The 26,717-nt window shown below is 53.7% G+C and carries 21 protein-coding genes and 2 tRNA genes; 14 read left to right on the top strand and 9 right to left on the bottom strand.

What is annotated here, in order from left to right:
* The first annotated feature begins 37 nt into the window (after nucleotides 1-37).
* The gene (locus WJU16_RS01945; RefSeq protein WP_341836645.1) at nucleotides 38-1,654 is read left to right on the top strand and encodes a SusD/RagB family nutrient-binding outer membrane lipoprotein; all 1,617 of its coding nucleotides are present in this window, start codon (nucleotides 38-40) and stop codon (nucleotides 1,652-1,654) included.
* A 151-nt stretch (nucleotides 1,655-1,805) separates the two neighbouring features.
* On the opposite strand, the gene WJU16_RS01940 is transcribed toward WJU16_RS01945, so the two are convergent.
* Entirely contained in the window at nucleotides 1,806-1,928 is a 123-nt protein-coding gene (locus tag WJU16_RS01940) for a hypothetical protein (RefSeq protein WP_341836644.1), read from the bottom strand.
* A gap of 55 nt (nucleotides 1,929-1,983) precedes the next feature.
* Nucleotides 1,984-2,142, bottom strand: coding sequence for a hypothetical protein (locus tag WJU16_RS01935; protein WP_341836643.1), 159 nt, complete (start codon nucleotides 2,140-2,142; stop codon nucleotides 1,984-1,986).
* 636 nt (nucleotides 2,143-2,778) lie between these two features.
* Between WJU16_RS01935 and WJU16_RS01930 the strand changes: the two genes are divergently transcribed.
* From WJU16_RS01930 to WJU16_RS01900, 7 genes are all read left to right on the top strand, one after another.
* A complete protein-coding gene (locus WJU16_RS01930) occupies nucleotides 2,779-4,677 on the top strand; it encodes a DNA topoisomerase IV subunit B (RefSeq protein WP_341836642.1) in 1,899 nt (632 codons plus the stop codon).
* A 24-nt stretch (nucleotides 4,678-4,701) separates the two neighbouring features.
* On the top strand, nucleotides 4,702-5,556 hold the full coding sequence (locus WJU16_RS01925) for a DUF1835 domain-containing protein (protein ID WP_341836641.1): 855 nt from the start codon (nucleotides 4,702-4,704) through the stop codon (nucleotides 5,554-5,556).
* 3 nt (nucleotides 5,557-5,559) lie between these two features.
* Nucleotides 5,560-5,961: a hypothetical protein gene (locus WJU16_RS01920; RefSeq protein WP_341836640.1), complete on the top strand. Its 402-nt coding sequence runs from the start codon at nucleotides 5,560-5,562 to the stop codon at nucleotides 5,959-5,961.
* A 24-nt stretch (nucleotides 5,962-5,985) separates the two neighbouring features.
* The gene (locus WJU16_RS01915; RefSeq protein ID WP_341836639.1) at nucleotides 5,986-8,526 is read left to right on the top strand and encodes a DNA gyrase/topoisomerase IV subunit A; all 2,541 of its coding nucleotides are present in this window, start codon (nucleotides 5,986-5,988) and stop codon (nucleotides 8,524-8,526) included.
* 196 nt (nucleotides 8,527-8,722) lie between these two features.
* On the top strand, nucleotides 8,723-10,099 hold the full coding sequence (locus tag WJU16_RS01910) for a pitrilysin family protein (RefSeq protein WP_341836638.1): 1,377 nt from the start codon (nucleotides 8,723-8,725) through the stop codon (nucleotides 10,097-10,099).
* A gap of 17 nt (nucleotides 10,100-10,116) precedes the next feature.
* Nucleotides 10,117-11,445: a pitrilysin family protein gene (locus tag WJU16_RS01905; protein ID WP_341836637.1), complete on the top strand. Its 1,329-nt coding sequence runs from the start codon at nucleotides 10,117-10,119 to the stop codon at nucleotides 11,443-11,445.
* A 65-nt stretch (nucleotides 11,446-11,510) separates the two neighbouring features.
* Nucleotides 11,511-11,999 carry a hypothetical protein gene (locus WJU16_RS01900; RefSeq protein ID WP_341836636.1) on the top strand — a complete coding sequence of 163 codons (489 nt, stop codon included), beginning with the start codon at nucleotides 11,511-11,513 and terminating at the stop codon, nucleotides 11,997-11,999.
* A 72-nt stretch (nucleotides 12,000-12,071) separates the two neighbouring features.
* Here WJU16_RS01900 and WJU16_RS01895 read toward each other — a convergent pair whose 3' ends face one another.
* From WJU16_RS01895 to WJU16_RS01875, 5 genes are read right to left on the bottom strand one after another with little or no spacing between them, the layout of a single operon-like run.
* Nucleotides 12,072-13,055, bottom strand: a complete 984-nt coding sequence (locus WJU16_RS01895; RefSeq protein ID WP_341836635.1) for a hypothetical protein — start codon at nucleotides 13,053-13,055, stop codon at nucleotides 12,072-12,074.
* Between the two features lie 32 nt (nucleotides 13,056-13,087).
* The gene (locus WJU16_RS01890) at nucleotides 13,088-14,203 is read right to left on the bottom strand and encodes a glycosyltransferase (RefSeq protein WP_341836634.1); all 1,116 of its coding nucleotides are present in this window, start codon (nucleotides 14,201-14,203) and stop codon (nucleotides 13,088-13,090) included.
* A complete protein-coding gene (locus WJU16_RS01885; RefSeq protein ID WP_341836633.1) occupies nucleotides 14,203-15,159 on the bottom strand; it encodes a glycosyltransferase family 2 protein in 957 nt (318 codons plus the stop codon). Before WJU16_RS01885 ends, WJU16_RS01890 begins: the two co-directional genes overlap by 1 nt.
* Entirely contained in the window at nucleotides 15,156-15,635 is a 480-nt protein-coding gene (locus tag WJU16_RS01880; RefSeq protein ID WP_341836632.1) for a DUF4199 domain-containing protein, read from the bottom strand. The genes WJU16_RS01885 and WJU16_RS01880 overlap by 4 nt, the downstream gene beginning before the upstream one ends.
* Nucleotides 15,632-16,897: a dihydroorotase gene (locus WJU16_RS01875; protein WP_341836631.1), complete on the bottom strand. Its 1,266-nt coding sequence runs from the start codon at nucleotides 16,895-16,897 to the stop codon at nucleotides 15,632-15,634. The genes WJU16_RS01880 and WJU16_RS01875 overlap by 4 nt, the downstream gene beginning before the upstream one ends.
* Nucleotides 16,898-17,060: 163 nt before the next feature.
* Here WJU16_RS01875 and WJU16_RS01870 point away from each other — a divergent pair.
* Nucleotides 17,061-17,134, top strand: a tRNA-Pro gene (locus WJU16_RS01870).
* A gap of 493 nt (nucleotides 17,135-17,627) precedes the next feature.
* Here WJU16_RS01870 and WJU16_RS01865 read toward each other — a convergent pair.
* The gene (locus WJU16_RS01865) at nucleotides 17,628-18,764 is read right to left on the bottom strand and encodes a hypothetical protein (RefSeq protein WP_341836630.1); all 1,137 of its coding nucleotides are present in this window, start codon (nucleotides 18,762-18,764) and stop codon (nucleotides 17,628-17,630) included.
* Nucleotides 18,765-19,383: 619 nt separating this feature from the next.
* Nucleotides 19,384-21,810 carry a glycoside hydrolase family 95 protein gene (locus tag WJU16_RS01860; protein WP_341836629.1) on the bottom strand — a complete coding sequence of 809 codons (2,427 nt, stop codon included), beginning with the start codon at nucleotides 21,808-21,810 and terminating at the stop codon, nucleotides 19,384-19,386.
* A gap of 418 nt (nucleotides 21,811-22,228) precedes the next feature.
* Between WJU16_RS01860 and WJU16_RS01855 the strand changes: the two genes are divergently transcribed.
* The 5 genes from WJU16_RS01855 to WJU16_RS01835 all read left to right on the top strand — a co-directional run bounded on the left by WJU16_RS01855 (nucleotide 22,229) and on the right by WJU16_RS01835 (nucleotide 26,715).
* The gene (locus WJU16_RS01855; RefSeq protein ID WP_341836628.1) at nucleotides 22,229-23,227 is read left to right on the top strand and encodes an SPFH domain-containing protein; all 999 of its coding nucleotides are present in this window, start codon (nucleotides 22,229-22,231) and stop codon (nucleotides 23,225-23,227) included.
* A gap of 54 nt (nucleotides 23,228-23,281) precedes the next feature.
* On the top strand, nucleotides 23,282-24,370 hold the full coding sequence (locus tag WJU16_RS01850; RefSeq protein ID WP_341836627.1) for a hypothetical protein: 1,089 nt from the start codon (nucleotides 23,282-23,284) through the stop codon (nucleotides 24,368-24,370).
* Between the two features lie 89 nt (nucleotides 24,371-24,459).
* A tRNA-Pro gene (locus tag WJU16_RS01845) sits at nucleotides 24,460-24,533 on the top strand.
* Between the two features lie 99 nt (nucleotides 24,534-24,632).
* Nucleotides 24,633-25,313, top strand: a complete 681-nt coding sequence (locus WJU16_RS01840; protein ID WP_341836626.1) for a YetF domain-containing protein — start codon at nucleotides 24,633-24,635, stop codon at nucleotides 25,311-25,313.
* A 100-nt stretch (nucleotides 25,314-25,413) separates the two neighbouring features.
* Nucleotides 25,414-26,715, top strand: a complete 1,302-nt coding sequence (locus WJU16_RS01835) for a hypothetical protein (protein WP_341836625.1) — start codon at nucleotides 25,414-25,416, stop codon at nucleotides 26,713-26,715.
* Nucleotides 26,716-26,717: the final 2 nt, after the last annotated feature.

Here is a 26,717-nt window from a genome sequence, read left to right as displayed (position 1 = left end):
CGTTAAAGCTTCTCTCTAATCTCAAAACGAACCGAACATGAAAAGAATCATATATAGTTTGCTTTGCTGCGGCGTCCTGATCGGGAGCGCTTCCTGCAGGAAAGGTTTCGAAGAAATGAACAAGCCTTTCAGCGACGCGGACGAAAGCCGGGCCAGCATTCCGGGGATGTACAACGGTATCGTGGAATCCTTTACCAAATACGGCGACGACGCATTGAACGTGAGCCTGCTGTATCCCATCACCAACCAGCAGGCCTATCAGAATACCCTCGCGCCTTATGTCAACTATGCGGGTGGATACTGGGGCCAATATTACCCGGCGCTGCAAAATTACCGGAAGCTCATCAGCCTGATCGACCAGCAACCCGACGCGGCATCGTTCACCAATGTCCGCCACATGGCTACCATCCTGCTCGCGTCGCGCACGCTGCGGATGCTGGATTATTATGGCGACATTCCTTACAGCCAGGCGGTGAAAGCCCAGGAGGGCGCGATCAACTTCCGGCCCGGGTACGATAAACAGGCAGATGTGTACAAAAGCGTACTGGCCGATCTGAAAACCGCGACAGACGGGCTTACCACTGCTGCAGGGCAAACCAGCATCGGGGCATCGGAAAGTTTTTTGAAAGGGGATGTGGACGCCTGGCGCAAGTTTGGCAACGCCTTACGCCTGCGTTACGCGGTGCGGTTGTTCAATAAGGAAACGGCGCTGAGCACGGCTATCATCACCGAGATCGTAGGTGGCAACGAACAGCTGCCGGATAACCAGAGTGTGGCGGTGGATGATATTTGGAAAAATAACTTCGGGCTTTGGCCATCCAACTTCTCGAATACGAACATCTTCGGCGCGCTCGATGCCAAGTGGAACTCCTACGCGGAATTGTCCATTTCCAACATGCGGATGAGCAGCAACGTATGGCAGCAGCTTTCGTCCACCAACGCCACCGATGGCAGCGGGATTTTTGATCCGCGTACCTACGTATGGTTTATGACCAACAACGCGGACGAATGGGCGCCCCAGCCGCAAGACGGCTCGAAACCAGAAGGCGGACGGCCTTACGAAGGGGGAATGACGGCGCGGAGAGCCATCGGGGCGGACGCAGCCAACAAATTCTCCGGCGTGAACTTCAACCTCGCGGCAGACCGTGTATACTACCCGATCCTCATTATCACCGAGGCGGACGTGCATTTCCTGAAAGCCGAAATCTACCAGCGCGGTATGGGCGTGGCCAAAGACATCGCCAAGGCGAAGCTGGAGTATGAAGACGGCCTGCGCTCTTCTACTGATTTCTGGTATGGCTACGCGAATAATTCCAATTTCTGGGCAACGAAACCCACACCGCCCACGGCTTTGCAAATGACCGCCTTCCTCACCCATCCCAAAGTGCTGTACAATGGCGCTAATGATGCCGACGCGCTCCGCAAGATCGCCACGCAGGCCTGGCTCGCCACGTTGTTCCAGCCCTGGGAAGCCTGGGCGATTGTAAGAAGGACCGGTCTCACGCCGAAAGATCCCAACTATTCGCCGAGTGTGGTGAACAAACTGCCTTACCCCGACGACGAGAATATCAATAACCACGAAAACTGGCAGGCGGCCACCAATGGTGCCAGTCCTGGCCAGCAGGTATTACAAAAAGTCTACTGGATGCCTTAGTGCAATTCGGTCGAGATGGAGCACGATCGGGCTGCCTGCGTTTTGCGGGCAGCCTTTTTCTTGTGGGAAGGACGGGGGAGTGGAAAATAAAAGATCCGCCTGTTTACGGGCGGATCAATTTTTTGTGCGTTTGTTGCGGGTTGTGCAGTGATCAGCGTGCAACGGGCACTTTCTGGGTGCGGACGCGCTGCATGTACTTACGGGCAAAATGCGCCAGTAATACCACGGAAGCAATACATAGACATGCGAGTTTGAATAGTAAACCGGTTTTCATAGGTATAGGGATTATAAGTTTACAAAATCTGGAAAATAAATTGTGCGGGTGGTGCTCAGGAAATGATCCGCCAGGATTCGAAGTGGCGGGAAAACCCGATGCAGGTGTCTCTCAAACGGCGCATATCGCGCTGCTCACGTCTAACCATTAAGACTACTACCAATGCGATCAGCAAAACAGATACGACGATACCAATAAATACGATAGTTTTCATCAGGATATCTATTTAATAATAACAAGAGGACAGATCAGCCGTATTCCGGGTGTAAATATAGATATTAAAATCATATAAAATATTATTCGCATAGAAATTTTATTGATTGAGAAGCAGGGCGGAAAACGGTTCAAAAAATATGTATTTTTTTATACAGTGTTATGCTACGAATGGGGGATTTTGGGGCCGGTCCCGGTCCCATCCTAAAACAGGTTTACACCACAAAACGGTCCAGGTCCCATCCTAAAATAGGTTTACAGCATGGTTACTGTATAGTTACTATATAGTTACTGCATAGTTACTGTATAGTAATTGTATAGTAATTGTATAGTTACCGTACAGATACCGTATAGTTACCTTACAGTTAACTTACAGTTACCGTACAGTTACCGTACAGATACAGCACAGATATGGTACCATAACCGTACTACGGACCTAAAGGCAGGTATAATGTGGTGGATAAAACTATTTTGTATTGAAAATCAATGCTGAAGGTATAGTGCATAAAATCTACTTGGCATTTTCCGCGAATCCGTTATTTTTGCCAACGACCGGGTTTTGCTAAAAGATTTAGTAAGGGGCCGGGGTCAATCCCACCCCAACGGTTTAATCATCAACAGGTTAACAGTCAGACTTATGGCAGAAAACAAAGAGTTGTTCAACACCTATACCGAGGATTCCATCCGCTCGCTCGACTGGCGGGAGCACATCCGCCTTCGTCCGGGTATGTATATCGGCAAACTGGGAGACGGGAGCAGCCAGGACGATGGGATTTACATTCTCATCAAAGAGGTTGTGGATAACAGTATCGACGAGCATATGATGGGCTTCGGCAAGCAGATCGATATTAAGGTGACCGAACACAGCGTAACGGTGCGCGACTATGGCCGGGGCGTTCCCCTGGGCAAGGTGGTGGATGTAGTGAGCAAGATCAACACCGGCGCCAAATACGACAGCAAGGCATTCCAGAAATCAGTGGGCCTCAACGGCGTGGGTACCAAAGCGGTAAACGCGTTGTCGAGTTATTTCAAAATCACTTCCGTCCGGGAAGGAAGAATGAAAGTAGCGGAATTCGAACGCGGCGTATTGACGAAAGAACATAAAGAAGCGGATACGAAAGATAACAACGGTACCATCGTGACCTTCACGCCGGACGATACCGTTTTTAAAAACTATCACTTCATCCCCGATTACCTGGAAAACCAGATATGGAACTATTGTTTCCTGAACGCGGGGCTGACAATCCACTTCAACGGACAAAAATACCTGTCCAAAAACGGCCTGCTCGACCTGTTGCAGCGCCGTACCAACCCGGACGACCTCCGTTACCCGATCATTCATCTGAAAGGAGAAGACATTGAAGTCGCCATCACGCACGAAAACCAATACGGCGAAGAATATTATTCTTTCGTGAACGGCCAGCATACCACGCAGGGCGGTACCCACCTCGCGGCGTTCCGCGAGGCGTTCGTCAAAACCGTGCGCGACTTCTATAAAAAAGACTACGACGCTACCGATATCCGCGCTTCTATTTGCGCGGCCATCGCCGTGCGCGTACAGGAACCCGTATTCGAAAGCCAGACCAAAACCAAGCTGGGGTCGCTGACGGTCTCGGAAGGTGGGCAGTCTATGAAAGCCTTCGTGCTCGAGTTCCTCAGCAAGCAGCTCGACGATTACCTGCACCGCAACCCTGCCGTAGCCGAATCCATGAAGAAAAGGATCGAGCAGAGCGAGCGCGAGCGCAAGGAGCTGGCGGGTATCAAGAAGCTCGCCAACGAGCGCGCCAAGAAAGCGAACCTCCATAACCGCAAGCTGCGCGACTGCCGCTTCCACCTGAACGAGGAAGCAACCGGCAAACAGAAGGAAGAACAGGAAGCCAAACAAAAGGAAACCACCATCTTCATCACGGAGGGCGATTCTGCGAGCGGGTCCATCACCAAATCCCGGAACGTGGAAACGCAGGCGGTTTTCAGCCTCCGCGGCAAGCCGCTGAACTGCTACGGCCTGTCCAAAAAGATCGTATACGAGAACGAAGAATTCAACCTGTTGCAGCATGCCCTTAATATCGAGGAAGGGCTGGAAGGGTTGCGTTACAACAATATCGTGATCGCTACCGATGCAGACGTAGACGGTATGCACATCCGCCTGCTCATGCTCACCTTCTTCCTCCAGTTCTTCCCCGACCTGGTGAAGAACGGGCATATCTATATCCTGGAAACACCCCTGTTCCGCGTCCGCAACAAGCAGCAGACGATCTACTGCTACAGCGAGGAGGAAAAACAGAAAGCGGTGAAAAAACTGGGCGGGAAGCCGGAGATCACGCGATTTAAAGGGTTGGGCGAGATCAGTCCGGATGAATTCGGGCAGTTTATCGGCGACGATATGCGGAAATCGCCCATCATTCCCTCACAGGAGATGCCGGTGGCCAAGATGCTGGAATATTACATGGGTAAAAACACCCAGCACCGCCAGGATTTCATCATCAGCAACCTCCGTTACGAGAAGGACCTGGTGGAAGAAACCGCGGAAGCATAGTATTAAAGAAGACGATTACCGACAATGATATTGCATATTGTATTCGGGCAGTCGAGCATCGCCAATCTGAAGGCGGCTTTTGAACTGGACCCGCAACTGGAAGGGGAGATATTGTGTTACGAAGATGATCTGGCCGTGGGCCCGCTCTTCATCCTCGATACGCCGGATGGCCGCGCGGCGCGCCGCGACTGGTGGAATGCCGTGCAGGAAATTACCGTGCCGCAGCCCGCGGAAGGCGAAACGATCCCGCCGCCGGAAGATCCCATCCGCAGCCTGAAAGCGCGCCTGCGCGAGGAAGAGGAACTGGTGATCTGGATCTGGGCGGGGCAGAACCCCACAGACGTTTGCGGGTATTTCTGGCTGGTGAGCCAGCTCGACCGGTTCTCGGGCCGCATCCACCTCATCTATCTCAACAACCTGCCTTTCCTCAACGAAAAGAACGGCGTTTTCTATCCCACGCACCTCAGCCAGATCCTGCCGAAGGAATACCTGAAGGCAAAGAAACTGGCGCGGGAAGTATCACTGGCGGAATTCGAGCTCGACGGCGACGAATGGCGCCGGCTGATGAACGAGAACGCGGGCGTCCGTTTGCTGGAAGGCGGCAAGAAAATCCGCGGCGAAGCTGCGACGTATTACGACAAAGACCTGCTGGCCGCCACCGGGAAGGAATTCGCGAAAGCGAGCAAATCTTCTGCCGCGGTGATCGGCAAGATGAAATATCCCGTGATGGACCATTTCCTCAACTGGCGGCTGAAAGAGCTCGTCAAGGAAGGAAAGCTGGAAGCGCGCGGGGAACTGAAATCATTGAAAGATTACGAAATCAGGCAGCCAGGCGGCCCGGCGGAAGCTGAAGCACCTGCCGCCGCAGAAAATGCATAACCGATGGCACAGCCAGATATCCGTCCGTTGCAGCTGATAGGGGAAGACGACCGCGGCCGCAATTTCGAGTGGGAATGCTTCCGCACAGGAACATTCATCCTTTGCTACCGCAACGCCGGCAGCAGCAGCGGGCAGCATTACCACCAGGGCAATTCCGATTACAAAAACCCCGAGATCATGTATCTCCTCAGCGGCACGGCGGAGCTCCACTGGTGCCCGCTCAGCGAGTCGGAGATAAGGGTGGAAACGGTGACGGCCCCCGCCCGGGTGGAAATCCCCGTCAATATCTGGCACCAGCTGATCGCCGTAACGGATTGCTCATTTATGGAACTGAACACGCTTGACGACGTGCACATTGATTCCATCCGCATCTGGCGCGAAGATTTCGAAGCAGGAAAACGATAGTTTTTACTTTTCTGAACTAAGTATATGAGTAACACAAAAGAAACACCGGACGAATCACTGCATGGCGCAGCGCACGTAGATGAGAAATATAAGGACTGGTTCCTGGACTACGCCTCCTACGTTATCCTGGAGCGCGCGGTGCCCGGCGTGGAAGACGGCCTCAAACCCGTTCAGCGCCGCATCATGCACGCCATGAAGGAAATGGACGACGGGCGTTTCAATAAAGTGGCCAACGTGATCGGTCAAACCATGCAGTACCACCCGCATGGCGACGCCTCCATCTCCGATGCCATCGTCAACCTCGGCCAGAAAGAACTGCTGATCGATATGCAGGGTAACTGGGGCGATGTGCGCACCGGCGACGATGCGGCGGCGGCCAGGTACATCGAGGCGCGCCTGTCGAAGTTCGCGCTGGATGTGGCTTTCAATAATAAAACCACCGAATGGCAGCTGAGCTACGACGGCCGTAAAAACGAACCGCTCGCGCTGCCCATGAAATTCCCCCTGCTGCTGGCTCAAGGCGCGGAGGGCATCGCCGTGGGCCTCAGCACGAAAATCCTTCCCCATAACTTTAACGAACTCATCGACGCGTCCATCAAATACCTCCGCGGCAAGAAATTCGAACTTTATCCCGACTTCCTGACCGGCGGCATGATCGACGTGAATAACTATAACGACGGCAAACGCGGCGGGAAAGTGCGCGTTCGCGCCCACATCGAGGAGAAAGATAAAAAGACACTACTGGTGAGGGACGTGCCCTATGGCGTTACCACCACCAGTCTCATGGACTCCATCGTGAAGGCTAACGACAACGGTAAAATCAAGATCAAAAAGGTAATTGACAATACCGCCGCCGACGTGGAAATCGAAGTGCAGCTCGCTCCCGGCATATCGCCGGATATCACCATCGACGCGCTGTACGCCTTTACGGACTGCGAAGTATCCATCTCCCCGAACGCCTGCGTAATCGTGGACGACAAACCCCTCTTCCTCGGCGCCACCGACCTGCTGAAGCGCTCCACTGATTTCACCCGGGAGCTGCTGCGCATGGAACTGGAGATCCGCCTCGCCGAACTGGAGGAAAAATGGCACTACACTTCGCTCGAAAAAATCTTCTTCGAGAAAGGGATCTATAAAGAACTGGAAGAGAAGCATAAGGACTGGGAAGCCGTGCTGGTGGCCATCGACAAAGGTTTTGGACCTTACAAGAAGCAACTCAAGCGCGAAATCACCCGCGACGATATCGTGAAGCTTACCGAGAAACCGGTACGTCGCATCTATCGCCTCGATATCAACGAACTGAACGAACAGATCAAAGCCATCGATGCGGATATCAAACAGGTGAAACACGACCTGGCAAACCTCACGGATTTTGCCGTGGCCTATTTCGAGAACCTGCTGAAGAAATACGGCAAAGGCCGCGAGCGGAAAACTGAAATCAAAACTTTCGACACCATCCAGCAGCAGTCGGTGGCTATCGCCAACACCAAGCTGTATGTGAACCGGGCGGATGGATTCATCGGTACTTCTCTCAAGAAAGATGAATTCGTAGCCGATTGCTCCGATATCGACAACATCATCGTATTCCGCCGCGACGGGGTGATGCTGGTGACCAAGGTCGCCGACAAAACATTCGTAGGCAAGGATATCATTCATGTCGATGTATTCCGCAAGGGCGACGAGCGCATGACATACAACATGATTTACGTAGACGGGAAAACCGGCTACAGCCTGGCCAAGCGCTTCAACGTAACCGGCATTACCCGCGACAAGGAATATCACCTGGCCAAGGAAGATAAATCCTCCAAAGTGCATTACTTCACCGCCAACCCCAACGGCGAAGCGGAAGTGGTGACCGTGAAACTCAGTTCCAACTGCGCCGCCAAGAAGAAGGAATTTGACTTCTACTTCGAAACTATTCCCATCAAGGGCCGCGGCTCTATGGGGAACGTGGTCACCAAATGGCCTATCCGTTCAGTGAAGTTCAAGGAGAAAGGCGTTTCCACCCTCAGCGGGCTGAAAATCTGGTACGACGACGCCGTTGGCCGCCTCAATACCGACCAGCGCGGCGTGTTTGTAGGTTCGTTTGAAGGGGAAGACAAGATCGTGGTATTCTATAAAAACGGTACCTACGAATTAACCAATTTCGAGCTGACCAACCGCTACGATGCTGACGACGCGATGTACATCGAGAAGTTCAACCCGGAGCGGATCGTTTCTACCGTGTACTTCGATGCGGATAAGAAGCAGTACAACGTGAAGCGCTTCAAGATCGAAACGCAGACCCTCAACAACAAGTTTTCCTTCATCAAGGAAGGCGCGAAAAACCATGTGGAACTGGTAACCACCCAGGCCGAACCCGTCGTGATCCTGCGTACGGGCAAGAAACGCGATCCGGAGGAAGAGGAAATCTCCCTGCACGAAGCTTACGAAGTGACCGGATGGCGCACCGTAGGCCATAAGATTGCCGGAGACGATTTCGTGAACGTCGAGCTTATCACCGAAGACGAAGAAGCCGAGACGGAAGACGACGAAACTGGGAATGTTCAGGGTGAATTATTCTGATAATCAATGATTTAATAGAAAGGCGCCAAAGGGATTTCACTCCCTGGCGCCTTTTTTCTTTTTATCCAGTCCGCTGAAAGGGGGCGCCTTTGCACGCGAATTGGCAATTATCCGGTATATTTAGTAAGGACCTCCAGGCCCGCCGACGTCAATTATCCAAACCTGTTTTCATTTCCTGACCCTAGAACCTTCGCACATGAAGCACTCGCCCCTTTTACTTTTGCTGCTGCTGGCAGTGGCGGCATCCGCCCAACAATCGAAAAACCGGCCCGCCAACATCTTCCTGTCCCGGCTCCCGAACGGGCTGGAACTGCTGGTGCTGGAAGACCATTCCGTGCCGCTGGTGACCATCGAAATGGCCGTCCGCAACGGATCTTATACGGAAGACAACGAATTCAACGGTCTTTCCCACTTGTACGAGCACATGTTTTTCAAAGCCAACAAGGACATTCCCTCGCAGGAAAAGTACCTGGAGCGCATCCAGGAGCTGGGGATTTCGTTTAACGGCACCACGAGCCAGGAGCGCGTGAATTACTTTTTCACCCTCGGCAGTAAAGATCTCGACCACGGGCTGCGTTTTATGAACAGCGCGATCCGTTACCCGTTATTTTTACAGGAAGAAATGAAGAAGGAGAACCCGGTGGTGGATGGCGAATTCCAGCGGGCGGAGTCTAATCCGGCCTGGGCGTTGTTCGATAAAGTGAACCGCAAAACCTGGGGCGCGCACTACTCCCGCAAAAATCCCATCGGCGACCACGATATCATCCTGACGGCCACGCCGGAGAAGATGCGGGTCATCAAAGACAAGTATTATTTTCCGGACAACTCGATCCTGCTGGTGGCGGGCGATGTGAAGCATGAAGAGGTGTTCCGCAAGGCGCAAGAAGTGTACGGCGACTGGAAGCCCGCCGGCTTTGATCCCTTCAAGCGCTGGCCCATACCGGAGTTTGAGCCGCTGAAAGGGAAAGATAGCCTGCGCTTCGTGGTGGAAAGCCCCAACGCCCGCGTGCCCATGCTCCTGCAGGTGTGGCACGGGCCGGACACGCGGAAGGATATTAAAGCCACGCTGGTGGCCGATGTGTTTTCCTACATTTTGTCGCAGAAGAATTCAAAATTCCAGAAGAACCTCGTGGATTCCGGCTACGCCCTGAACGTGGGGATAGGGTACCAGACGGCGAAGTATGTGGGGCCGATCCAGGTCTTTTTTGTACCGAATCCAGGCAAGTTTAAGGAGTCGTTCCAGGCCCTGGCGCGGCAGATCGACCAGTTCGACAGTGACGATTACTTTACCGACGAGCAGCTGGAAACTTCGAAGATCAAGCTGGCCAACGGGGAGAAATTTGGGATGGAAGCCACCACCGACTACATTCATACACTGAGTTTCTGGTGGGCCTCCGCGTCGCTGGATTATTACTTCGATTACATCTCGGAGCTGAATAAAGTGACGCGGCAGGATGTGCAGGATTATGTCCGCAAGTACATCAAAAACCAGCCTTCCGTGGCCGGGTTGCTGTTGAATGCAGACATGCAGAAAGAATGGAACGTTACCAGCCTGGAGGCGCTTTATCGTTAACCGCTTAAACATCGATCATGAAAAGGATTATCTATATCATCATATTCGTTTGCGCCAGCGCGCCGTTGTTTGCGCAGGCCACGAAAGAATTGCAGGTGGAAGGGATAAAAGTGATTTTCAAGAGGACAGATAAAGCAGTGGCTACCGTGAACCTTTGTATCCGCGGAGGCGTCACTAATATCACGGAGGCGCAACAGGGTTTGGAGCCATTGGCGCTGACTATCGCTCTGAACGGGGGAACGGCGACGATCAATAAAGACGCGCTGGCGGCGGAACTGGAGAAGCTGGGGACAGAATTCGGGGCGGATGCGCGAAACGATTTTTCGTACATGACGATGACCTGCCTGCGTGAGAACTGGGACCGCAGCTGGGCGCTGTTTGCCGATGCTGTGCTGCATCCTGCGATGGATGAGAATGAATTTAAGCTGGAGCGTGAGCGGATGGTGTCCAACGCCAAACAGCTGGAAGCGGATCCGGACCAATATCTCCGCATTCTTGCCACGCAGCAGCTGTTCGAAGGAACAGATTATGCGAAGCGCCCGGGAGGGACGCCCGCCACGATCGAAAAACTGACCTTGCAGGAAGCGAAGGATTTTTATAAATATTTGCTGGGCAAGCAACGGATTTATCTTGTGATCGTCGGCAACCTCGACGAAAAGGATATCACCGGGAAGGTGAAAAGTACGCTGGCGGCGCTCCCGGCCGGACAAGCCCCGCGCGCGCCGCAAACCGCGGCCATCAAACAGGGGGTAAAGATCAGCAATCGCGACCTGGCGACCAATTACATCGTGGGCCTGGGCAACGCACCGAAGTATTACTCGCCCGACGGGCCGTTGTTCCAGTTTGCGATGAGCATGTTGTACGACCGGTATTTCGTAGAGTTACGGACGAAACGCAGCCTTTCCTATGCGCCGTCCGCGGGATACAACAATTCCTATATCGAAACGCCGGCCGCGCAGCTGTACATCACCACTATTGATCCGAAGCAGTCGCTCGAAGTGATGACGGCTATTATCAACGATGTGAAGGAAAACGGCTTTAAGCCGAAGGAGGTGGAGAACAAGAAGAAATCCTATCTCACACGTTATTACATGACGAACCAAAGCAGCGGAGCGCAAGCGAATGTGATGTCGACCTGCGAGGCTTCAGGCAACTGGCGCATCTTCGACGAGATCAATTCCCGGATCGGGCAGGTGAAAACGGAAGATGTGAACCGCGTGTTCAACAATTACCTCACCGATGTGCAGTGGACGTATCTCGGCAAAGAAGATAAAGTGACGGCGGAGGACTTCAAACAGCCGGTGGCAAAACTGCCGGCTTCGAACGTGAAGCAGCCGAAGGACTGACCAAATTGAATGTCTTTTGTATCGGATCCGCCCGCCGTGGCGGATTCTTTTTTTATTATCTTGTGATGATGAAGCAATACACATGCATGTTTGCGGCTATGATGATCGCGGCCTGCGGTTCGCCGGAATCGCAGCAGGCGGCGGTTAAAAACGAGATCCTGGAAACGAGTAACGCTGTGCTGGCCACGATTGAGCAGGAGGATTACGAAAGTTTCCGGGCGCTGGTGGGGGTACCGCTGGAGGAGATCGACATGTCGGAGGCTTCGCTGAATCGGAAATTCCGGCGAATTTGTGAAGTGTATAATGAATATGTGAAGGAGCAACCGCCGGTGTACATCACGGATTCGGTGTCGACATACAACAAGCGCGTGGTGTTTGTGCCGGTTTATAGCGGGAGGGGATTGAAGGGATCGGTAGGGCAGGTACGGCTAATGCTGCTTTTTGGCCCGGAATCGCATTACAAATACGATAAAATTTCAGGCATAGCGCTCCACGTCTTCAACCACGAAATGAACGATCTTCCCTTGCCGGATGGTGAGATCCCCGCGCCTTGATGCAATGCTGACCTGCTTACTGCCGCCGCCGTGTGCGACGCAACGGCGGCTGAATACGGGACGGTTGCCGGGCTACTGTTTCTTCTTCTTTTTCTTCGCGTCTTTCTCCGCTTGTTTGGCGGCTTCTTCGGCTTCTATTTCATCGTAGGTTTTGGGCTCTCTCAAATTGGAGCGGCTTTTGTCGAGCGGTACGCCAACGGGTACTTTGCCTTTTTCCAGCGCGTCGTGGAAGATCTTTTCCACGTGTACCCATTTGCCGGCCTGCCATTTGAAACCTTCGTAATCCATGTCGGACACGAGGGTGTGTTTCTTGGCTTCTTCACCGGTTTCAGAAATGAGGTGATCGTAGATGATCATATTGGCTTCGGGGTTGAAATTGAGCCCCGCGGCCGCGTCGCGTTTGTATTCGAGGATGAACCGGTTGCGCGTGGGCTTCTTCACCGTGTCTTCCACGAAACTGAAAAAAGGACCGCCGAATACGGGCTCGCCTTCCTTGAACGTGAGCACTTCCGCGATCTTTTTCTGGCTCCGCAAATTGTTGGCGTCCCATCCAAACAGCGTATAATATTCCGCATTGAAATACCGGCGCTGGATGATACCGTAGTACAGGCACCCGTACCAGCCGTGGTGGTTGGTAATGGTGTCGGGGTTTGCGGTGTAATCTGAATTGTCGAACAGGGGGAAAAGCTTCAGGGCGCCGTCTTTCGTATTCATCTGGATCACGCCGAAATGCCGGAAGGTGCTGTTATCGTATTCCAGCGGCCAGGTGAAGATGCGGAAGGAGCTGTCGGCCGGGTAGACCTTCGCCATGGTGGTAAGTGAATCGAATGGGAAGTAGAAAGAGTACGGCGTTTTAAGGGCTTTGACGAGCGCGGGGATGAAGGCGTCGTTGCGCGTGCTGCGAACGTCCTGTGTTTTGCCGTTGATGATCTCGTAGCTCATGGCGCGCAGGGAATCCTGCCGTTTTTCGAGCTCGGCGAAACTGGATGCCGGGAGCTTCTGGCCCAGGGCGGCATGTACGGAGAATAAGGCGATAATGAATGTAATAGCTTTCATGATGCTAGTCTTATAACCCCAAAAGCGGCGATTTATTGCAGGGTTTCGAGCGTTTTTACGAAATGGCCCCAGGAGTACAGCTGCTGTTGCGCTTTGATAAACGCGGCGAATTGCCCGGCAGGCTGTTCGAGGAAGCGGAGGATGCCTTCCGCGATGGCATTGGGTTCTGGCGGCACCACATATCCGGCTTTCCCGTCAGGCACGATTTCCGGCAGGCCGCCCACGTTGGTAACCAGCATAGGCACGCCGAAATGATAGGCCATCTGCGAAATCCCGCTCTGGGTGGCGCTCCGGTAGGGCTGTACCACGAGGTCGGCGGCGGAGAAATAGAATTTCACGTCGCTGTCGGGAATGAAATCGCTGACCAGGATCACATTGGGACCGAGGAGCGGTTCGTACTTCCTGCGGTCTTCGTAGAATTCCCCGGCCACTACGAGCTTCAGGTTGGCGATGGCGCGGATGCGCGGGTCGGCCATAGCCTGCAGCAGCAGGTCGAGCCCTTTGTAGTGGCGGATGAACCCGAAGAAGAGGAGGTACCGGCTGTTTTCGTCCCATCCGAGGTGCTGGCGCGCCGCAGCCGTGGGGAGCGTGTCGCCGAAATGGTCGTAGACGGGATGGGGCGCGTATGCGGCGGGTTTATCGGTCAGCCGGCGGATATCGCGCAGCACTTCGCGGCTGAGAGTGATGAACGCATGGCAGCTGTTGACGAAGAATTGAGTCAGGGCGGCATCTCCCGGTCTTTTTTCGTGGGGGATGAGGTTGTGGACGAGGCCTACGATGCGGGAGTGACCGTTTTTGCGGATGATGCGCGCCAGGCTCCCTAGGCTCATGGCCATTAGCGGGATCCAGAACGCCACGATCACCAGATCGGGCCTTTGCCGGCGGATCTCCAGCCCGGTTTTGCGCCAGTTCAGGGGATTGAGGGAATGTACGCTCCGTTGGATCCGCAGCCCTTCGGGCGCGGGGGCGGAAGTGTATTGTTCTTTCCCGGGGAACATGAACGCGGGGTACTGGAAAGAGAAAGTATGGATCTGCACATCGTGGCCCTTCGCGATCAATTCGCGCGCCAGACGTTCGTTGAACGCCGCGAGGCCACCCCGGATGGGGTGGGCGGGACCGATGATGACGATCTTCTTTGCCTGGACCATCAGCCTTCGTTTTCAAGGATTTCTTCCACCAGGTAGGAGTTGCGTTCCGGCGCGTTGCGCGCTACCAGTTCCGCGATAAACCCGGTAAGGAATAACTGGGAACCGATGATAAGCAGCAGCATGGCGAGGAAGAACAACGGGCGTTCCGTCATCTTGTACTGCATCCAGAATATCTTGGCCACGGCCAGGTACCCCGCGATGATGAAACCGATGATAAAGAACAACGTGCCCAGCGCCCCGAAGAAGTGCATCGGCCGCTTGCCGAAACGCCCTACGAAGGTGATGGATGCGAGATCGAGGAAACCGTTGATGAAGCGCTCCAGCCCGAACTTGGTGGTGCCGTATTTGCGTTTGCGGTGTTCCACCACTTTCTCACCGATGTTGCGGAACCCGCTCCACTTGGCGATAACAGGAATATAGCGGTGCATCTCTCCATATACCTCGATGGTTTTCACCACCTTTTTGCGGTATGATTTCAGGCCGCAGTTGAAGTCGTGCAGCTTGATGCCGCTCATCTTTACCGTGGCCCAGTTGAAGAGCTTGGAAGGGAGGTTTTTGGTAAGGGTATTGTCGTAGCGCTTCTTTTTCCAGCCGCTGACGAGGTCGTACCCGTCTTCCACGATCATTTTGTACAGACCGGGGATTTCGTCGGGGGAGTCTTGCAGATCGGCGTCCATGGTGATGACCACGCGGCCCTGGGCTTTGCGGAAGCCTTCGTTGAGCGCGGCGGACTTGCCGTAGTTGCGTTGGAATTTAATGCCTTTGACGTTAGGGTTGGAAGCGGAGATTTCGCGGATCACTTCCCAGGATTGGTCGGTGCTGCCGTCGTCTACCATCCAGACTTCATAGGAAAAACCGTTGTCCTGCATGACACGGTCGATCCAAGCCGCCAGTTCGGGCAGGGATTCTTCTTCGTTTTTTAAGGGAACGATAACGGATATATCCAGGTGTTTCATTTCTTTTTGGCTAAGGCGGCTCCCAGAACAGAGGCTACGATGCCGGGGAGCACATATAACATGAGGATGCCGGACAGCACGGTTACGGGAAATGCCTGTTTGAGGCGTTCAAATTCCGCGGCATGGGTTTCGGGCATATCGGCCTGCGGGCCCATGGCGATCATGTCGTGGATGAACGCGTCTTTGTAACCGGGCATTACTTGCGCGAAAAGCATGAACAGCGCGGCGAAGATCACGGTAGCGGCCGCCGTTGTGCGGAACCCCGTGCCAAAAACTTCGCCGAAGCTGGCTTTGTGCTCCATCTCGCGGGAAAAGCGCAGGCAGGAAGCGACTACTGCTACCACCAGCACCGCCAGCGAAAGGATGCGGAAAAAGATATTGGCCGAGCTGGTATGCGTGAAATATTGCGTCAGCAGCAGGGCGAAATTGATCGCGGCGGCCATGAAGCCGAAGCGTAAGTGTGTTTTGTTTTTCATGACCGGAACCAGGATTTGTTTTGACGGATGATGCCGGTTACGCTGCCTTTCGCGGGCTTGCCGAGGAAGGGCGTGTTGCGGCTTTTGGACTGGAAGCGGTCGTCGCTCAGTGTATATGTGGCGTTGGGTTCGAAAACGGTTAGGTTGGCCGGGGCGCCTTCTTTGATGGTGATGGCGGGCTGGCCGAAGATGCTGCGCGGATTGTCGGACAGCAGTCTGGCCAGTTTGGCGGGTTCCAGTTCGGGAAGTGCGGCGCGGAGGGCGGCGAAGGCTGTTTCCAGGCCGATCATGCCGTATTTGGCGTATTCGAATTCCACCTGCTTGGCGTCCCAGTCCTGCGGCTGGTGATGCGAGGCGATGCAATCCACCGTACCGTCGGTTACCGCGGCGCGGAGGGCGTCTACATCGTCTTGTGTGCGCAGGGGCGGGTTCACTTTGAGGAAGCTGTCGTACGAAGCCAGGTCGGCGTCGGTGAATAGCAGGTGGTAGGGCGTAACCGAGCAGGTGACCTGCAGGCCGCGGGCTTTGGCATCAGCGATGAGCTGGATGGAGCCGCGGGTGGATACGCCGGTAACGTGCAGGCGGGAGTTGGTGTATTCGAGGAGGTCGAGGTCGCGTTTGAGCATGATTTCTTCGGCGATGGCGGGTTTGCCGGGCATGCCGAGGCGGGTGGAGTGGATGCCTTCGTGCATGAGGCCGTGGGCGGAGATGCTGGCATCGTCCGGTATCTGGATCACGGCGCCGTTGAAGGCTTTCACGTACTGGAGGGCTTTGAGGAGCAGGCCGGAAGACTGCACGGGTTTGAGCCCGTCAGAAAAAGCCACGGCGCCCGCGGCTTTCATCTCATACATTTCGGCAAGTGAAGCGCCTTCCAGGTTTTTGGTGATGGCGCCGATGGGCAGGATTTCGGCCACGTTGTGAGGGGCCTGGCTCTGCACATAAGCGATCTGTGTTTTAGTGTGAAGGGCGGGTTGTGTATTTGGGACGATCATAACGGCTGTAAATCCGCCCGCCGCTGCGGCGAGGGCGCCGGATTGAAGATCTTCCTTGTATTCCTGCCCGGGATCGCAAAAATGGGCGAACACATCCATCCATCCGCCGGAAACATGCAGGCCGTCTCCGCTGATTAATTGTGCGTTGCCGGGTGCGATGTTGTCGGATATGGAAGCGATCACGCCATTGTCGATCAGTACATCTTTTTGCTGCCCGTTAAAAGGCGAATGTTCAGAAACGATGGTCGCGCTTTTCAGTAAAATTTGCATCTTTTGATTTTATCCCGTGCAAATGTACGCATAAATGTGGTCGGATGTATAGCAAGCGGGAAGCGGTTGTCAACAGTTTTTTGACAATTTCCCGGAGAAAAATTTGCGGAAATCAAAACATTCGTTACTTTTGCATCCCGTCTTAAACAAACGGACCGGAGTTCGGGACGTAGCGCAGCCCGGTAGCGCACTTGCATGGGGTGCAAGGGGTCGCTAGTTCGAATCTAGTCGTCCCGACACTACAGAGAGGTTATCAGAAATGGTAACCTTTTTTTGTTTTATCTGCTTCGATTATTCTTCCTTTTCTTTACACAATTCAATGCAAGACCGGTACTCCAAACGCATCCGCGTTTCCGCGAAAGTTTCTGGGGAAAGTATTCCGGTGTGAAACGGCGCCCCAGGCTTTCGTACATCAATATCTGCCAGGAGGCTTCAATATTGTTCCGCTCCCGCACAATGTAATTTTTCTTGTCCGCAAGCGGCCGCAACATGTCGATGGAAAGTAACGGAAAATCCATCGTTGGCTGCGGGCGGCTGAAGCATGCCCCTCATTAGGTTTGTTGTTGTGCGTAACCGGGATTTACTTGTTCCAGGAAACTTTTGCCGATAAAGGGAAGCCGGTAATACAGGAAGCGATGGGGATTTGCCGCATTTCCTACATTCCCTGGCGTCACAAAGCCCGCAAGTACTGCGGGCTTTGTGACGGGAAAAATGAAACGTGGCTGAGGCTTTACAGCGCGCCAATGTACGTGGCGGTGGCGCCATCGAGGTAGAAGATGTGCTTGTTGTCGAGGTCGGCGAAGTCGCCCTGATTGAGGATGAACTCGACGTTGTCAGCATTCCAGGATTTTACAGGCTGCACCACGGATTTGGTTTTTGTGGACCAGTCGTTGCTGTCGGCCAGTTCGATGCGCTTGGGGCTATGGTCAACATAAGGCAGCGCCCATCCAAGGTGGTGGCCTTCTTCCAGGCGCGCGTCCACCGTGTTGCCGAGCAGTGCGTATCTGAGCGTGCTGTTGAGGCCCAGCGCACCTGAAATCGGTCCGTACGCGCCGCGGGTAGAATCAGTTACGATTTTGCCGTTCACGTAAATCCGGTATTGGTCGTTGTCGAAATCGAACAGGAATTCCATGCGGTTCCATACGCCAACGACTGACGGCATTGGATGGAAATAGTGTTTGGTGCCGGGTACGGATGATTCCGTGCTCCAGGTGAAGCTGCCGTTCTTTTCCTTGGATGTCCAGAAATTGCTGTTATACTGCGGGTCCGTGGAAGGCAGGTCGCGTCTCCACCACATCCGGAACCATTTTCCGGGATCGTCGTCGTGGAAAGATTGCAGGTAGAACGACACATACACGTATGATTTGTAACCGGAGTTGTCGAACAGGTTCCAGTTGCGCAAACGGGAATTGAGCGGGAACGCCGCTTTAATGGAATCGGTGAGCTGGCGTTTTAACCATTTCCCTGAATGAGTTGGGCCGCCCGACAGCTGAAGGGTGGCGCCGGAGGCGGTGGCCTGATTATTGAAGTCGCTGGACCCAAGGATCGGATAAATGCCGCCGAGATGTACCTGCCATCCTGCTTTGGTGTTGGATGCCGGCACAGCAGTGGTGGCAGTATCGAAATCAGTGGAGCGGAGGTGCATGTGTCTTTGGCCGGCAAACGTGTAGTTGCCGGTATTGTAGTCGGTCTTGCTGCCCGAGCCGGCTACTGTGACGGCAATTACATCGCCGTGTTGCGGTAGGGTAACGGAACTGAAGGAAACAGCATCCTTGCCCGAGCTAGGCGTTTTAATAATATCCGTTTTGTCGCAACCGGCGAATGAAAGCGAAACGGCGAGAACGATAAGGTTAATCCTGGTTGTCATTTTTGTAGAATAGTTTAATCGATTGAAGTTGATGATGCAGTCCGATGACTGGTGGATCTATTGTTTGCGGCCGGGATGCGGACTGCCCCGGCAGAGCGCGACCTGCGTAATAAGCTGTTTTAGCATAGCCTGTATTGATGATGATGTTTGGTGTACGGGCATGATCCGGCGGAACCGGATGGACGGTTCTTTGGGAAAGGACATGTCGCACCATGCCGGAACGAAGCGCTTTGTTCCGGAGCATAGCTTTGCGCCACCTGTTTTCAGGCGCGCAAGCGGGCGTTATGAAATGAAAAGTGAATCCATCCGTCAGCGGCTTTCATAGCTGAATGCACGGGTTCATTTTCGGCTGACGTTAAGTGTGCCCGCCTCCGCACCTGGCGGATTCGGGGCACCGGTTGGGTTTTGTCGGTAAGGAAAACAGACAGTCTAATGTTTATTCAAATCTTTCGTATACTTATTTTAATATTCCTTTCAACAAGGATATAAAAATAGCAAATAATCAAATAAAAAGAAATAAAGTTTCAAAACCTTTTCTGCTAATTATTTCTATATTTTAGCACCGGGTACAAAAAAGCCTCTTTTGCAAGAGGCCCTCTCAGTAAAATCAATTTCCTGATCATTGGAAGTAAGGTATGACGGATATCTTTCGCCCGCGTTGGATCGGTACTTTTACCGTTTTGCCGTTATACCGCAATTGGCAGGGAGCACCCGACCGCGACAGCACGCTTGCTTTCTTCAGTTTTCCATCCTTCCATTCCATATCCACCACAAAATTCCCTCGTGCCACGAGCCCTTTGATGCTGCCATTTTTCCAGGCTCCGGGGAGCGCGGGCAGCAGCTCGATGAAATCCTCATGGCTCTGCAACAGCATCTCCGCCATCCCGGCGATCACGCCGAAATTACCATCGATCTGGAACGGCGGGCAGGCGTCGAATAAATTGTAATAAGTGCCACCGCCGTTATCGTATTTAGTGTCTGTAGCGTCCGTTGGGCGCAGTTGATTGTTCAGGATGGAAAGCGCCCTGTCGCCATCATGCAGCCGCGCCCATAACGCGATCTTCCAGGCGTAGGTCCAGCCCACACCCGCATCGCCCCTGGCTTCCAGGGATTTCTTCACCGCCGCGGCCAGTTCCGGCGTTTTGTTCATCGTTATCTCATTGGCGGGATAAAACGCGAACAGGTGCGAGAGATGGCGATGCAAGGGCTCCACTTCTTCATATGGTTCCGCCCATTCCATCAACCGGCCGTCGGGTCCAATCGCCGGGCGCGCCAGGTTTGCCTTTGCGGCCGCAACTTTCGTAAGAAATCCATCGTCTTTCAGCTGCAATATTTTCGCGCTAGCCAGGGTGTTTTCAAAGAGATTGAAAATTACCTGCTGGTCGTGCGAAGGCCCCATGCTGATCTGCGCCTGGGAGCCGTCCGGCGCTTTAAAAGTATTCTCGGGGGAAGGAGAGGGGCCGGATACGAGTTTACCCGTTTGCGGATCGGGAACCAGCCAGTCGAGGTAGAAAAGCGACGCTTCTTTCAGCATGGGATAGGCCTTGCGGAGGAACGCCTCATCCCGCGTGAAGTTATAATGCTCCCAAACGTGCTGCATGATCCAGGCGCCGCCGCCGATGTGCATGCCCCAGCTGGCCGCTTCGCCGGGTGAGGTATATCCCCATATATTGGTGATGGGGTGCAGTACCCAGCCATTCATGCCGTATTGGATGCGCCCCGTTTTCTTGCCCGGCTCCTGCAGGGAAGCGATGAGGTCCATGAGGGGAATGTGGCTTTCCGTCAAATTCGTGACTTCTGCCGGCCAATAGTTCATCTGCACGTTGATATCGGTATGGTAATCCCCGTTCCAGGGCGTTTGGATCTTATTGGCCCAGATGCCCTGCAGGTTCGCCGGTAGGCCACCCTCGCGGGAAGAGGACAGCAGCAGGTAACGGCCAAACTGGAAGTACAGCGGGTAGAGGATCTGCTCGTTTTTTGTCCGGAAGTTGTTATGCAGCAATTCGTTAGTGGGAATATCGTTGGTGGTGGCGCCCAGTGAAAATTGCACGCGCTTCATAAAACCGCTGAAATCGGCGGTGTGCGCCTGTTTTAGCGCTGCATAGGATTGCGCGGCGGCTTTGCGTGTAATGGATGCCAGTTCATTTTCATAATCCGGGTTGATAAAATCCGGGTATTGTTGCCGGTAATTGGTTTTGGCCGTGACGATGAGCGTTACCGCATCCGCGTTTTTGATCTGCAGGCTGTTGCCCGTTGCGCGGACGGTCCCGCCGGTCAGGATAGGCGATACGTTCGTTTTATACCGCATCCCTTCGCCTTCCCGGCCGTCGTTCATCACGCCTTCCATCACCAGGGCGTTACCCTGCGTGGAAACGGAGAATCTTTCCGGCCGGTCGAGCGTGACGTGAAAAGAGACAGCGCCGGGCTTGCTGGCCGTTAGCCGGATCACGAGCGCCTTTGCGGGATGACTGGCAAAAACTTCCCGGGTGTAGGTGACGCCGCCCTGCGTGAACCTGCTCATGGCAATGCCGTTGATCAGATCCAGTTCGCGGTGGTATCCGGTATAGGGTTGCGTGGAATGGAAATCCAGCCAGAGGTCACCCAGCGTCTGGAAGCATCCGAAAGGAACATTGGCGCCGTTTCCATGACCGGAGCCTTTGCCTTTCGTAATCTGGGTTTTGTTCGTCAGCGCCGTGGCTTCTTTGTAGTTACCCTGGAACAACAGCTCCCGGATCTTTGCGAGGTGCTTTGGCGCTTCGGGGTTATCACCTTCGTCCATGCTGCCGCTCCACAACGTCATTTCGTTGAGCTGGATGCGCTCTTTGCTGACATCCCCGAATACCATCGCGCCGATATGGCCGTTGCCTACGGGCAGGGCTTTCAGCCAGGCGGTGTCGCTCACCCAGCCATCGGGGTTGTCTTTTGCGGAGGCATCGGCGGGGCTGGTGTACCAGATCCTGTTGGCCATGTTTTGCTGTGAAAATGCCTGGGCGGGGATTAACAGGCAGATCATCAGTGTGTAATAATATCCGTGCTTTATCATCATTCAATAAACGGTTTTTAATATTTACGCCGGATTTGAATTCCGGTTCGCCTGGCGGGAAGGCAGTACAGGATGCTATTCGCCGTCGGCGTATAAAAGTAAGGTAGTTTAACCGGTTAAAAGTAGGGGTAAAACGGGCGGACGGCTACCCCTGCATTGACCAGTTGTTGGCGGATATTAGCAGCCAGTATTTAAATATGGAAGTATTGATGCTAATTGATGGTAATCAGGCTTTGCGGAAGGCCGCAGGCCGGGAAAGTGCGAATCCTGGAACGTGCCGCCGATGATGTGGATTGTGTTGCGCCAGTCCGCGGCTGCATGATTATAGAGCCTGTCACGGAATTCTGCCTTATCCGGAAGGGTGAAGTCTGATTTTTATGTAACTTCCCATGGTTGTTCAATCTAAACTAAAACCGCTACCATGGGATTTTTCGATTTTATCAAGAATGAATTTATCGAGGTCATCGACTGGGTGGATGACACTACGGATACGGTAATCTACAAATTTCCCGACAAAGGCAATAAAATCATGAACGGTGCGCAGCTGACCGTGCGGGAATCGCAGGTGGCGGTGCTCATGAACGAAGGCGAGTTTGGCGATGCCTATCCGCCCGGCCGGCATGAACTATCTACGCAGAACATGCCGGTGACCACGACCCTTAAATCCTGGAAATACCTGTTCGACTCTCCTTTTAAGGTGGATGTATTTTTCGTGAGTACCCGGCAGTTCACGAATCTGAAATGGGGAACCTCCAATCCGGTGATCGTCCGCGACCCGCAATTCCAGCAGGTAAGGCTGCGTTCGTTCGGGACGTATACGATGCGGGTAACCGATCCGCGGAAATTCATCCGGGAATTCGCCGGCACCCATCCCTGGGTGCGGATCGAGACGGTGAGCGAACAATTGCGCAATGTGATCGTCAGCAAGCTGTCTGAAGGCCTGGCCGAAGCGGGCATTTCCATCCTCGACCTGGCGGCAAATTTTACAGAGCTGGGCGAGAAGCTCAAGCCCGTGTTCCAGCAGGAATTCGACGCCTGGGGCATCGAGCTGGGGCAGTTCTATATCGAAAACGTGACGCTGCCGGAAGAGGTGGAGAAAATCCTAGATAAAACCACCCAGCTGAACATGCTGGCCGACAAGCTGAACCAGTTCAACCAGATGCAGGGCGGCATCGCGCTGGAGAACCTTTCCGACAATCCCGGCGCTGCCGGAGCGGCGGGTATGGGCGCAGGCGTGATCCTCACCAATATGCTGCAGCAGCAACAACAGCCCGTACCGCAACAACCCGCGGCCGGCGATGCCAGCAATAAGCAGCAGCTGCTAGATTTGCTGAAGCAATTGGGGGAACTGAAAGCACAAGGCATTCTCACGGAAGAAGAATTCAACCAGAAAAAGGCCGAAATCCTCGCCAGGTTATAAAACTCTTCAATTCTGAAACACCGGTGGATAATGCCGCCGGATTGATAACAATACATGGAAACCAGTACCGCCAACGCTCCCTTACTTTTATTTCCCTGTCCGGGATGCAATTCGCAATTGTATTTCAGTCCGAAGGACCAGATGCTCGTTTGCGGGCATTGCGGTACGCAGGTGGAGATCGGTAAATCGAAAGACCTGATCCGGGAGCATAATCTGCGGCAGCAATTGGAGGCCGGTAGTGATCCTTCGGTTACCGTGGAGCAGAAAGTGTATAAATGCAACCGCTGCGGTTCCCAATCGGTTTTCCTGTCGGAAGTGCCCACGTTCACCTGCAGCTTCTGCAATTATGAAGCCGTGAATCCGGAAGCTTACAAAACGCGGGTGATACAGCCTTCGGGCATCGTTCCTTTTAAAGTGGACCGGCAGCATTCGCTCGATATTTTCAAAAACTGGATCGGCAAAGGCTGGTGGGCGCCAGGGGACCTCCGTGAAGTGGCCCGGCACGATGCCCTGCACGGCATCTACCTGCCGTTCTGGACCTACGACGCCCAAACCCACAGCAACTGGCGCGGTTACGGCGGACGTTATTATTATGTGACGGAATATTATACAGACGGTAATGGCAGGCGCCAGAGCCGCCAGGTGCAACACACGGAATGGATCCACAGAAGCGGCACCTTCGACCATTTTTTCGACGATATCCTCATCGGCGGCGCCAATGAATTGTCGCAAAAGGAATATGAAAGCGTGTTTCCTTACCAGCTTGATGAACTTGTGAACTTCGACGCGCAGTATCTTTCCGGCTGGCAGGCCGATGTATATGATATTGCCGTTCACGAGGGTTATAACAAGGCAGAAGGGATCATGAAGGATTTTATCGAGGAAGCCTGCGCCGGTTTATGCCGGATTGAGACGTACAAGGACCTGGAAGTGAGCACCACCTATTCCGGCCAGACTTATAAGCACGTCCTCCTCCCGATCTGGCTATGTACCTACGTGTATAAAAAGAAAACCTATCATTTCCTGATCAACGGGCAAACCGGAAAGGTGCATGGGAAGAAGCCCGTGTCAGCGGGGAAAGTAACGTTGGTGGTGTTGTTGGTGGTGGTGATCATCGTTATGTTCATCCTGATGAATCAGTAACATTGCGGAACAAATTGAAATTCTTCTGTTTGAAAATAAAAATATTTTATTAGCTTCGCGTCCCGTTCCCTGAGAACGTACCGGAAGTTCGGGACGTAGCGCAGCCCGGTAGCGCACTTGCATGGGGTGCAAGGGGTCGCTAGTTCGAATCTAGTCGTCCCGACGAAGCAAAAGGCCATCAGTTTAATCTGATGGCCTTTCTATTTCCCCAAATTGTGCAGGCATTCTTTTTGCCGCGGTTGTTGCAGTAAAACTGCTGTTTATGGATTGGAAGGAAGTATTTCTCAGTGATACCACCTGGTCCCTGGTGCTCCAGGTGGCCGTGCGGACTATCGTCATGTTCGTGGCGGTACTGTTGTTGTTGCGGGCTTCCGGGAAGAAGGGAGTACGGCAATTATCTATTTTCGAGGTGGCGATCATCATCGCTTTGGGCTCTGCGGCCGGGGATCCCATGTTTTACGATGACGTGGCGATCGTGCCTTGCCTGGTGGTTTTTACCGTCATCCTCATCGTTTACCGGCTGATCATCTGGCTGGCGGCTAAATCGGAACGGTTTGAAAGCATCGTGGAAGGAAAACCCGTTACCATCATCCGGGATGGTATGATAGAACTGGGCAATAAAGGTAATTCCCCTTTCGCGCATGATGAGTTTTTCGCGGAAATGAGAGGGGTGAACGTGGAACATATGGGACAGGTGCGCATGGCCATCCTGGAAACGAACGGCAGCGTGAGTTTTTACTATTTCACAGATGAGGAGGTGAAGCCCGGCCTGCCGGTGATCCCGGAATTATATGATGATCATTGCGAAACGATTACCGAAGCAGGCGATTATTCCTGTTGTTATTGCGGGCATACGCAGTCGTTGGCGCAGGGGCGCCATCAGTGCAAAAGGTGCGATAAAAAGGATTGGGTTAAATCTATCTCCACGAAGCGTATTACCTGACATGCTTATTCCGGGTATATCCAAACCTTCGGTCCGCTAAAACGACATTCCAGCGGGCGGATACTGTTCACTTAGGGCGAATAAGCTACCTTGGGGCGCCATGAAAATCGTCCTTATTTCGTTCCTGCTCATTTTTATCATCCTTTGCACGCTCAGCGCCTGTAGTCAAACGCTGCACTTCAATCGCAACGAGAGCCAGCGGAAACTACCCGTTAAAAAAGGCATCGCCGGCGTGAGGCAGGTCCTGCAATTGCGTCGGGATGTGTTGATGACTGTTGGTATGCATGAAATCCGCTTGCCGAAGGAAACGATCGTGGACGATGAATACCAGCCGGGTAAAGTTATTTTCCCCCGGAATTATGCCTGCACGGTAACGCTCGGCGGCCGGACGCTCACCACGCCTAAAGGCGGTGTGATCCGGCTATCAGATACGACTGTGACGTCGGTGCAGGTGTCGGCGGAAAGTGCGCGCTTCCAAATCGGCGGCGACACTTTCGTTTTCGCCAACGTCATGGGTGGGGAAGGCGTCACTTTTTTCGAAGATGGAAACGTCCGTTGCGGGTACCTGGCGGAAGACGCGGAGTCTGAAGTCGCAGGGTGTAGCATCAGTTTGAAGCGAAAGGCCGGCATTGGCAGCACGGTTTGGGATCAGGATGGGTTCGAGTTCGGCAACATCGTATTTTATCGTTCCGGCGCCCTCCACAAAGGCGTGCTCGGTGATACGGCAGCTTTGCGGACAGGGGAAGCGATCCGGAATTTTCTGCCGGGAAAAACCGAATGGTACGAGAACGGAAGCGTGCAAACCGGCGTCACCGCACAACAAATATCCGGTGCCACTGCAGGCGCTGTTTTTACCATCCACGCCGGACAGGAAGCCACGTTCTCCGCTACCGGTGAACCCATAATCCCCGAAAACATCGTCACCACATCCGCCATTTCTATCCCCGCTTTCCCGGGCATACAATTCCACCGGGCGAAAGTCCGGCTGAAAAATAATACCGTCCTCATCCAGGAAGCCAACCTCGACCGCATGGCGCTAATTCCCGTACCCGATAGCACGGGAACGATCAAGATCCCTTTCGGCCCCGGCCCCGAAAATCATCCATCGATTAGTTTCTACTACGAAACCTTCCAGCCCGTATTCGGTTATGCAGGCCGCAGCTTCACTACCCGGGAAGGTGATCAGGAATTCTCCATACAGGACGGAACACTGATGCGATGGCATGACAACGGCCGGCTGGAGGAAGCCGTGCTGGCGGCTCCCGCCAGGGTGCGCATCGCCGGGAAACAATACCTGCTGGAAAAAGGCGCCATGATAAAATGGCACAAGAACGGCGAAGTCAGCGATGTTGTCATACAATACACGAACAAAAGCCGAAACCTCGTCCGCCTCGTGGACTAACC

The organism is Chitinophaga pollutisoli, from assembly GCF_038396755.1.
GTDB classification, from domain to species: domain Bacteria; phylum Bacteroidota; class Bacteroidia; order Chitinophagales; family Chitinophagaceae; genus Chitinophaga; species Chitinophaga pollutisoli.
This window is presented reverse-complemented; position numbering and strand designations above follow the sequence as displayed.

What these genes read in the sequence shown, in the direction of transcription:
- WJU16_RS01910 (WP_341836638.1), top strand. Translation starts at nt 8,723, where the DNA reads ATGAAGCACTCGCCCCTTTTACTTTTGCTGCTGCTGGCAGTGGCGGCA.
- WJU16_RS01945 (WP_341836645.1), top strand. Translation starts at nt 38, where the DNA reads ATGAAAAGAATCATATATAGTTTGCTTTGCTGCGGCGTCCTGATCGGG.
- WJU16_RS01860 (WP_341836629.1), bottom strand. Translation starts at nt 21,810, where the DNA reads ATGATGATAAAGCACGGATATTATTACACACTGATGATCTGCCTGTTA.
- WJU16_RS01900 (WP_341836636.1), top strand. Translation starts at nt 11,511, where the DNA reads ATGATGAAGCAATACACATGCATGTTTGCGGCTATGATGATCGCGGCC.
- WJU16_RS01905 (WP_341836637.1), top strand. Translation starts at nt 10,117, where the DNA reads ATGAAAAGGATTATCTATATCATCATATTCGTTTGCGCCAGCGCGCCG.
- WJU16_RS01855 (WP_341836628.1), top strand. Translation starts at nt 22,229, where the DNA reads ATGGGATTTTTCGATTTTATCAAGAATGAATTTATCGAGGTCATCGAC.
- WJU16_RS01865 (WP_341836630.1), bottom strand. Translation starts at nt 18,764, where the DNA reads ATGACAACCAGGATTAACCTTATCGTTCTCGCCGTTTCGCTTTCATTC.
- WJU16_RS01895 (WP_341836635.1), bottom strand. Translation starts at nt 13,055, where the DNA reads ATGAAAGCTATTACATTCATTATCGCCTTATTCTCCGTACATGCCGCC.
- WJU16_RS01880 (WP_341836632.1), bottom strand. Translation starts at nt 15,635, where the DNA reads ATGAAAAACAAAACACACTTACGCTTCGGCTTCATGGCCGCCGCGATC.
- WJU16_RS01925 (WP_341836641.1), top strand. Translation starts at nt 4,702, where the DNA reads ATGATATTGCATATTGTATTCGGGCAGTCGAGCATCGCCAATCTGAAG.
- WJU16_RS01885 (WP_341836633.1), bottom strand. Translation starts at nt 15,159, where the DNA reads ATGAAACACCTGGATATATCCGTTATCGTTCCCTTAAAAAACGAAGAA.
- WJU16_RS01920 (WP_341836640.1), top strand. Translation starts at nt 5,560, where the DNA reads ATGGCACAGCCAGATATCCGTCCGTTGCAGCTGATAGGGGAAGACGAC.
- WJU16_RS01835 (WP_341836625.1), top strand. Translation starts at nt 25,414, where the DNA reads ATGAAAATCGTCCTTATTTCGTTCCTGCTCATTTTTATCATCCTTTGC.
- WJU16_RS01875 (WP_341836631.1), bottom strand. Translation starts at nt 16,897, where the DNA reads ATGCAAATTTTACTGAAAAGCGCGACCATCGTTTCTGAACATTCGCCT.
- WJU16_RS01850 (WP_341836627.1), top strand. Translation starts at nt 23,282, where the DNA reads ATGGAAACCAGTACCGCCAACGCTCCCTTACTTTTATTTCCCTGTCCG.
- WJU16_RS01840 (WP_341836626.1), top strand. Translation starts at nt 24,633, where the DNA reads ATGGATTGGAAGGAAGTATTTCTCAGTGATACCACCTGGTCCCTGGTG.
- WJU16_RS01930 (WP_341836642.1), top strand. Translation starts at nt 2,779, where the DNA reads ATGGCAGAAAACAAAGAGTTGTTCAACACCTATACCGAGGATTCCATC.
- WJU16_RS01890 (WP_341836634.1), bottom strand. Translation starts at nt 14,203, where the DNA reads ATGGTCCAGGCAAAGAAGATCGTCATCATCGGTCCCGCCCACCCCATC.
- WJU16_RS01940 (WP_341836644.1), bottom strand. Translation starts at nt 1,928, where the DNA reads ATGAAAACCGGTTTACTATTCAAACTCGCATGTCTATGTATTGCTTCC.
- WJU16_RS01915 (WP_341836639.1), top strand. Translation starts at nt 5,986, where the DNA reads ATGAGTAACACAAAAGAAACACCGGACGAATCACTGCATGGCGCAGCG.
- WJU16_RS01935 (WP_341836643.1), bottom strand. Translation starts at nt 2,142, where the DNA reads ATGAAAACTATCGTATTTATTGGTATCGTCGTATCTGTTTTGCTGATC.